This is a genomic window from uncultured Fretibacterium sp. (genome assembly GCF_938040765.1).
In the GTDB taxonomy this organism is placed as follows: Bacteria; Synergistota; Synergistia; order Synergistales; family Aminobacteriaceae; genus CAJPSE01.
This window is the reverse complement of the sequence record NZ_CALIAA010000072.1, coordinates 1-7,554: the sequence shown is the minus strand read 5'-3', so window position 1 is coordinate 7,554 and position 7,554 is coordinate 1. Positions and strand designations below refer to the sequence as shown.

Sequence of the window (7,554 nt, the reverse complement as noted above, 5' to 3'; positions counted from 1 at the left end):
CTGCCAATCATAAAAATCCGTCTTATCCAAAGGACGAAGCCCCCCTCGATATGCCGACGAAGCCTCGCGGCCATATAGACACAAGCCCTCCGCGCTCTTGTCCGCGAAGGGCCTGCAATACTGTGAATCGAAAATAGCGAGCAGCTCATAAGCCGGGTTCTGTACACGGTAACCATTTATCTGGGAGACTCCTCGCGGAGGCCCTCGAGCGACCGTACCCGGGGGTCGGCGGGCCGCCTCATCCCCCCCTATTCGGTCTTGCTCCGGATGGGGTTTGCCAGGCACACGACTTACGCCGTATCCGGCAGGCTCTTACCCCGCCTTTTCACCCTTACCCCGGCGAGGGGCGGTCTGTTTTCTGTGGCACTTTCCTTCGGCTCGCGCCGACCGGGCGTTACCCGGCATCCTGCCCTGCGGAGCCCGGACTTTCCTCCGCGGCCCGAGGGCCGCGGCGGCTACCCGAGCTGCTCACCCGAACATTGTACCACTTTTCGTCCGGCGGGATCACGCGCTTTTTCTCACGTACAGCTCCAGGATCTTCAGCACCATCGCGGTGGCCTTCTCCATCGCCTGCACCGGGATGAACTCGAAGCGGCCGTGGTAGTTGTGACCGCCCGTGAAGAGGTTGGGGGTCAGGAGCCCGCGCCAGGAGAGCGCCGCACCGTCCGTGCCGCCGCGCATCGGGATGATGAACGGCTCGATGCCCAGCTCCCGCATCGCCTCCATCGCCGTCTCCGCGATGTGCATGCTCCCGGCCATCTTGTCGGCCATGTTGTAGTACTGATCCTTCATCTCCAGCTCGAACCGGTCCGCGCCGTACCTGTCCTGCATCCACTTCACGGCCCTCTCCATGAAGGCCTTGCGCTCCGCGAACCGTTTCGCGTCATGGTCGCGGATGATGAAGTACAGCTCGGCGGCCTCGGTCCTCGCGTCGAAGCGCGTGCAGTGGTAGAACCCCTCGTACCGCTCCGTGGCCGCGGGGGTCTCCGCGGGCGGGAAGAGCGACAGGAACTCGTGCCCCATCGTCACCGCGCTCAGCATCATGCCCTTGGCCGTTCCCGGGTGCACCGCCCGGCCCTTGATCCGCACCGACGCGTTCGCCGCGTTGAAGTTCTCGTAGCACACCTCGCCGATGGGGCCGCCGTCGAGCGTATAGGCGAAGTCCGCCCCGAACTTCCCGATGTCCAGCAGTTTCGCCAGGTGCCCCACCTCCTCGTCGGGGGTGAAGGCGACCTTGACGTCGCCGTGCTCGATCTCCGGGTGGTGAACCAGGTAATCCACCGCGCCCATCACCTCGGCCATGCCGGCCTTGTTGTCCGCGCCCAGCAGCGTGGTGCCGTCCGTCACCACGAGGTCCTGCCCCCTGTAGTTCGCCAGGAAGGGGAAGTCGCGGGGGGAGAGCACCACGCCCTCCGCCTCGTTCAGGACGACGTCGCCGCCGTCATAGTCCTTCACCACCCGGGGCCTGACGTTCCTGCCGGTCAGCTCGGTCGCCGTATCCAGGTGCGCGACGAAGCCGACGGCGGGCACCCTCTTCGCGGTGTTGCCGGGCAGCGTCGCCGTGACGTAGGCGTGTTCCGTCACCTCCACGTCCTTCAGCCCCAGAGCCCGCAGCTCCGCGCCCATCTCCTCGGCCAGGACGAGCTGGCCGGGGGTGCTGGGCACGGTGGGGGCATCCTGGACAGACTGAGTGTCGTAGGTTACGTACTTCAGAAAACGTTCGAGCGTCGAATACATGATTTGAGAAAATCTCCTTACCTATCGTCCAATTCGAAACGGCTCACTCGCGCGGAGGCAGCTCCGGCGCGGGCAGGATCTCCTTTTCCACCAGAAGTTCGTCGGGATCCGGATTCGGGGCCAGCTGGTCCGGGGAGACCGTGGGCTGCGGCACGGCCATCCCCTCCCGAAGCCCTCCCGCGAAGTGACAGGCCACGTGATGCCCGGGCAGGTGTTCCCGCAAGGGCGGGGTCTCCCGACGGCAGATGTCCTGGCAGTACCGGCAGCGTCCCATGAAGCGGCAGGCGTCCGGGGGCTCGATGGGGCTTGGAACGTCGCCCTCAAGGATGATGCGCTCCTTCTTCACGTCCAGGCGCGCCACGGGAATGGCCGAGAGGAGCGCCTGGGTATAGGGATGCAGCGCCGTCGTGAAGAGCTCCTTGTAGTCGCAGAGCTCGACGACCTGCCCCAGGTACATCACCGCGATGCGGTCCGAGACGTGCTTCACCACGCTGAGGTTGTGGGAGATGAACACGTAGGTGTAGTGGAACTCGCGCTGAAGCTCGTTCAGCAGGTTCAGGATCTGGGCCTGGATGCAGACGTCGAGCGCGGAGACCGGCTCGTCCAGAACGATGAACTCCGGGTTCAGGGCCAGGGACCGCGCGATGCCGATCCGCTGCCGGCGCCCGCCGTCCAGCTCGTGCGGGTAGCTGTTCTCCAGCCGCTCGGCCAGGCCGACCGTGCTCATCAGCTCGCGGATGCGCTTGCGCATCTCGGCCTTGCTTCCGTAGACGCTATTGACGATCAGGGGCTCGGCGATGAGCTCCCAGACGGAGAGCCTGGGGTTCAGGCAGGAATAGGGATCCTGAAAGACGATCTGCACCCTCCTGCGCAGCTCCTTCATCGTGGAGGCGTTCACCTTCGTCACGTCGGTGTAGCCGCCGCCCTCCCTGTCCCGGAGCAGAACCTTGCCCGCCGTGCTGTCCAGAAGGCGGATGAGGCACCGGCCCAGCGTGGACTTGCCGCAGCCGGACTCGCCCACCAGACCAAGGGTCTCGCCCTTCTCGATGTCGAAGCTCACGTCGTCCACGGCGTGAAGCATCCCCCGCTTGGTGCTGAAGTACTTCTTCAGGTTCTCGACCCGAATGTAGGGTTTGTTGTCCGTCGTCATCATCGTCACCTCACCGGCCCCATCATGCGCGCACGCACGGGGCAGGCCACGAAATGCCCCGGCTCCAGCTCGGCCGCCTCCGGCCGCACGCGGGAGCACGACTCCTCCGCCATGGAGCAGCGCGGGTGGAACGCGCAGCCCGACGGGAGCTCCATCGGGTCCGGCATCAGGCCCGGGATGACCGACAGCTCCTCGACGTCCTCCTCCAGGTCCGGCACGGACTTGAAGAGCCCGATGGTGTAGGGATGCAGCGGGTTGCTGTAGAGGGCGCGCTTGTCCGCGTACTCCACCACCCGGCCGGCGTACATGATCGCGACCTTGTCGCAGATGTCCGCGACGATACCCAGATCGTGCGTGATCAGGATCATCGAGGCGCCGAACTGCCGTTTCAGCTTCTTCATCAGCTCCAGGACCTGGGCCTGGATGGTCACATCCAGCGCCGTGGTCGGCTCGTCCGCGATCAAAAGCCCGGGGTCGCAGGCAAGGGCGATGGCGATCACCACGCGCTGCTTCATACCGCCGGAGAACTGGTGCGGATAGTCGTGCATCCGCTCGCGCCGGATGCCCACCAGCTCCAGCATGTCCCCCGCCTGCCTCAGGGCCTCCGCCTCGGAGACGTTCCGGTGCAGCCGGATCATCTCGGCGATCTGCCTGTCCACCGTCATGACGGGGTTGAGGCTCGTCATCGGGTCCTGGAAGATCATCGCGATCTTCCCGCCGCGGACGGTGCGCATCTCCGCCTCGCTCTTCCTCAGCAGGTCCTCCCCCTCGAAGAGGATCTCCCCGGACCGCACCACGCCGGGCGGCGACGGGATCAGGCGCATGATGCCGAGCGCCGTGGTCGTCTTGCCCGCGCCCGTCTCGCCGACGAAGCCCAGGGTCTCCCCGCGCCCCAGCCGGAGGTTCAGACCCTCCACCGCGTGCACCGTCCCGCTGTCCGTCACGTACTGGATCGTCAGGTCCCGGACCTCCAGCAGGAGATCCGTCTTGTTCTCGGTTCTTTCCATATTCGGCCTTTCCATTGACTTGGTTCCTCCCCTCCGCCCGCGTCAGCGCTTCAGCTTCGGGTCCAGCGCGTCGCGCAGGCCGTCGCCCAGGAAGTTCAGGGCAAGGATCGTGAACATGATCGCAAGCCCGGGGTAGAGCGTCAGGTGCGGGAAGTCCCGGATGTACTGCCGCCCGCCGGAGAGCATGGCGCCCCACTCGGGGTTGGGCGGCTGGATGCCCAGCCCGATGAAGGAGAGCCCCGCCGCGTTCAGGATCGCCGAGGCCACGCCCAGCGTGGACTGGACGATGATCGGGGCCATGCTGTTGGGGATGATGTGCTTCATGATGATGCGCAGGTCGGAGCTGCCGACGGACCGCGCCGCCTCGACGAACTCCATGCCGCGGATCGAGAGCACCGAGCCGCGCACAATGCGGGCGTAGTTCGGCACCGCCGAGACGCCCACCGCGATCATCAGGTTCATGAGACTGGGCCCGAGGGCCGCCACGATGGCGATGGCCAGCAGGGTCTGGGGGACGGAGAGCAGCACGTCCATCACGCGCATGATCCCGTTGTCGATCCAGCCGCCGTAATAGCCGGCCGTAGCCCCCAGCATACCCCCAACGACCAGGGCGATGCCCACGGCGATGAAGCCGACCTGCAGGGAGACGCGGGCGCCGAAGATCAGGCGGCTCAGAATGTCGCGCCCGAACTCGTCCGTGCCCAGCCAGTGCTCCGCGGACGGGGTCTCGAACATGTGCATCAGGTCCTGCTTCGCGAAATCGTAGGGGGCCAGGACGTCGGCAAAGATCGCGCAGAAGATCAGCAGCAGAATGACCGCCAGGCCGAACATGGCCAGAGGGCTTCTGCTCAGCCGGAAGATCACCTCGGCGAAGGGGCCGCGCCGCCTGCGCCCCGTGCCCTTCACGGGGGCGTCCAGGGCATCCGTATTGGCGTTCGTCATGATGTCTCCTCCCTACTTGTACTGCGCCTTGATGCGCGGGTCGATGTAGGCATAAACCAGGTCGACCAGAAGGTTTACGATGCTGAAAACGATCGCTATGAAGAGCACTCCGCCCTGGACCATGGGGTAGTCGCGCTGCATGATCGAGCTGACCATGAGGCGGCCGACGCCGGGAATGGCGAAGATGGACTCCGTCAGGATCGCACCGGCCAGCAGGTGTCCGAACTGGAGCCCGCAGAGGGTGACCACGGGGATCAGCGCGTTGTGCAGCGCATGCACCCAGATGACGACGGACTCCCTCTGCCCCTTGGCACGTGCGGTTCGGATGTAGTCGGCGCGGATGACCTCCAGCATCGAGGAACGCGTCATGCGCGTCACCATGGAGATCGCCTGGGCCGACAGCGAGACGGCCGGCAGGATCATGGCCTTGAAGGTGCCGAACCCGGAGGAGGGCAGCCAGCGCAGGTGCACCGAGAAGAGCAGAATGAGCAGCAGCCCCAGCCAGAAAACCGGCATGGACAGGCCGATCATGGCGAAGATCATCGTGACGGTGTCGAAGAGCGAGTATTGCTTGATCGCGGAGAGTATCCCGCAGGGGAGCCCCACCAGGATGGCGATCAGCATCGCCAGGGCCGAGAGCTTCAGGGTGGCGGGAAACGCGGCCAGGACCTCCTGGGCGACCGACCGCTTGGTGATATAGGAACGGCCGATGTCACCCTTCGTCACGGCCTTCCAGACGTAGTTTCCGAACTGCACCAAAAAGGGGTCGTTCAGCCCCTCGCGGTTGCGGAACTCCTGAACCGCATCCTCGGTGGCCAGGTCCCCCAGAACCATGCGCGCCGGGTCGCCGGGCGTCAGGTAGAGCAGGGTGAAGACGCAGAAGGCCACGCCGAGCAGGACGGGGATCAGGAACAGGACACGGCGAACGATGTATCGTAGCATCGCGAAACATCCTTCCTTTCCATGGGAAAATTCTTCTCCACGGCAAAATCTCCTTACGGTCGTTCAGACACGTCGGCAGGGAGGGCAAGAAAAGCCCTCCCTGCCGATACAAACCCCTCGAGGGACAAAAAATTCTCTGTCCCAAAGACGTTCAAGCGCGCGCTACTCCTCGAAATAGGCCGTGGCGAAGGTGTGGACGTCGAAGGGATTGCTGGTGAACCCCTTGACGGCCTTCTGGACCCCGACGAGGGACTCGTCGTTATGCAGAAGGATCATCGGGCACTTCTCGTTGATGTAGAGCTGCATATCCCTGTAGGTCTTCTCGCGGTCCGGGCCGTCGGGCATGGACCGTCCGCTGGCCAGCATCTCATCCAGCTTCGCGTCGCTGAAGAAGGTATAGTTCGTGCCCGCACCCGTCTCCAAGAGGCCGGCCACGGCGTAGTCCGGGTCGGGAACGGAGAGTCCCCAGCCCAGGAGGAACAGGTCGTGCTCTTTCTTCTGCAGGCCCTGGATGTAAGCCCCCCACTCCAGGACCTTGATCTTGGCCTCGATGCCCAGCTCCTGAAGCTGAGCCTGGATGATCGTCGCCATATCGACGCGCTCCTTGCGCTCGTTGGTCCAGATCTCGAGCTTCAGTCCCTTGGGGTCGACGCCGGCCTCCGCGAAGAGCTTTTTGGCCGCCTCGACATCCCGTGCGTGCACCGGAAGATCGGCATCGATGGAATACTTGATCCCCGACGGGATCAGCGTGCGCGGCGTCTTCCCCACGCCGCGGAAGACGGCCTTCTGGATGCCCACGGTATCGAGTGCCATACTGAAGGCGTTGCGCACGCGGGGGTCGTCGAAGGGCTTCTTGGTCGTGTTGAAACCCATATAGGTGGTGGAGGCCAGGGGCTTGCGCTGCAGGACCAGAGCCTCGTTCTCCTCGATGCGCGAGATGTCGTTGGTGATCATGGGATAGGCGATGTCCACCTCGCCGGTCTCGAGTCCGACCGTGCGCCCCGTCGGTTCCGGGATGGAACGGACCACGAGGGTCTTGAACTTCGCCTTGTCGCCCCAGTAGTCGTCGAAGCGCTCCAGAGTGTACCGGTCGCTCTTCTGCCAGCTCACGAACTTGAAGGGGCCGGTGCCGACCGCCGTGCCGGCGGGCGTGCCGTAGTTCTCGCCCTGGGCCTCGACCTCCTTCTTGTTGACGATGGAGCCCCAGCTGTGGGCCAGGGAGGCGAAGAAGGGGAAGTTCACCTTCTTGAGGTGCAGGATGACCGTGTAGTCGTCCACGATCTCGACGTTGTCCAGGTCCTGGGAATAGGTTTTGATGTGGGCCCCCAGGTCCGTGGTGGCGCGTTCCAGCGAGAACTTGACGTCCTCCGCCTTCAGATCCTCGCCGTTGTGGAACTTCACGCCCTTGCGGAGGTACATCTTGTACGCCGTATCGGAGACGAACTCCCACTTCTCGGCCAGGCCGGGGCGGAAGGTGCCGTCGTCGTTCAGGAAGATGAGGGTGTCGTAGACCTGATGACAGGCGCGGGAACTGGGATAATCGTTGTGGCGGACGGGATCGAACATGGTTGCGTCGTACTGGTCGGCCACGACCAGCGAGTCCTTGGCGGCGAACGCGGAACCGCCGAGGGCAAGAACAAGCGCAAGTGCCAGCAGTACCAAAATGCTCTTCCTCAAAACTATCCTCTCCTCTTTTCATCTTCCCCCCGGGACCGGGGGGATGGAAAACGAAAACAAAAAACTTGTGGGGACTACGATTATGGATTATTGGGTATG

The 7,554-nt window shown here is 64.3% G+C and carries 6 protein-coding genes and 1 other RNA gene; all 7 read right to left on the bottom strand.

The window, feature by feature from the left end:
* Positions 1 to 133: 133 nt before the first annotated feature.
* The 7 genes from rnpB to Q0176_RS02710 all read right to left on the bottom strand — a co-directional run bounded on the left by rnpB (position 134) and on the right by Q0176_RS02710 (position 7,455).
* Positions 134 to 471, bottom strand: an RNA gene (rnpB, locus tag Q0176_RS02740) — RNase P RNA component class A.
* A gap of 33 nt (positions 472 to 504) precedes the next feature.
* Positions 505 to 1,737: a peptidase T gene (gene pepT / locus Q0176_RS02735; RefSeq protein WP_299299021.1), complete on the bottom strand. Its 1,233-nt coding sequence runs from the start codon at positions 1,735 to 1,737 to the stop codon at positions 505 to 507.
* 43 nt (positions 1,738 to 1,780) lie between these two features.
* Complete coding sequence (locus Q0176_RS02730) at positions 1,781 to 2,887, bottom strand: oligopeptide/dipeptide ABC transporter ATP-binding protein (protein ID WP_299299023.1); 1,107 nt, start codon at positions 2,885 to 2,887, stop codon at positions 1,781 to 1,783.
* Between the two features lie 5 nt (positions 2,888 to 2,892).
* Positions 2,893 to 3,909 carry an ABC transporter ATP-binding protein gene (locus Q0176_RS02725; RefSeq protein WP_299299019.1) on the bottom strand — a complete coding sequence of 339 codons (1,017 nt, stop codon included), beginning with the start codon at positions 3,907 to 3,909 and terminating at the stop codon, positions 2,893 to 2,895.
* Between the two features lie 27 nt (positions 3,910 to 3,936).
* Complete coding sequence (locus Q0176_RS02720; RefSeq protein WP_299299017.1) at positions 3,937 to 4,836, bottom strand: ABC transporter permease; 900 nt, start codon at positions 4,834 to 4,836, stop codon at positions 3,937 to 3,939.
* Between the two features lie 12 nt (positions 4,837 to 4,848).
* A complete protein-coding gene (locus tag Q0176_RS02715; RefSeq protein ID WP_299299015.1) occupies positions 4,849 to 5,778 on the bottom strand; it encodes an ABC transporter permease in 930 nt (309 codons plus the stop codon).
* Positions 5,779 to 5,940: 162 nt separating this feature from the next.
* A complete protein-coding gene (locus Q0176_RS02710) occupies positions 5,941 to 7,455 on the bottom strand; it encodes an ABC transporter substrate-binding protein (RefSeq protein ID WP_299299013.1) in 1,515 nt (504 codons plus the stop codon).
* Positions 7,456 to 7,554: the final 99 nt, after the last annotated feature.

Coding starts and splice junctions, on each gene's coding strand:
- Q0176_RS02725 (WP_299299019.1), bottom strand. CDS start 3,909: ATGGAAAGGCCGAATATGGAAAGAACCGAGAACAAGACGGATCTCCTG.
- Q0176_RS02730 (WP_299299023.1), bottom strand. CDS start 2,887: ATGACGACGGACAACAAACCCTACATTCGGGTCGAGAACCTGAAGAAG.
- Q0176_RS02715 (WP_299299015.1), bottom strand. CDS start 5,778: ATGCTACGATACATCGTTCGCCGTGTCCTGTTCCTGATCCCCGTCCTG.
- Q0176_RS02720 (WP_299299017.1), bottom strand. CDS start 4,836: ATGACGAACGCCAATACGGATGCCCTGGACGCCCCCGTGAAGGGCACG.
- pepT (WP_299299021.1), bottom strand. CDS start 1,737: ATGTATTCGACGCTCGAACGTTTTCTGAAGTACGTAACCTACGACACT.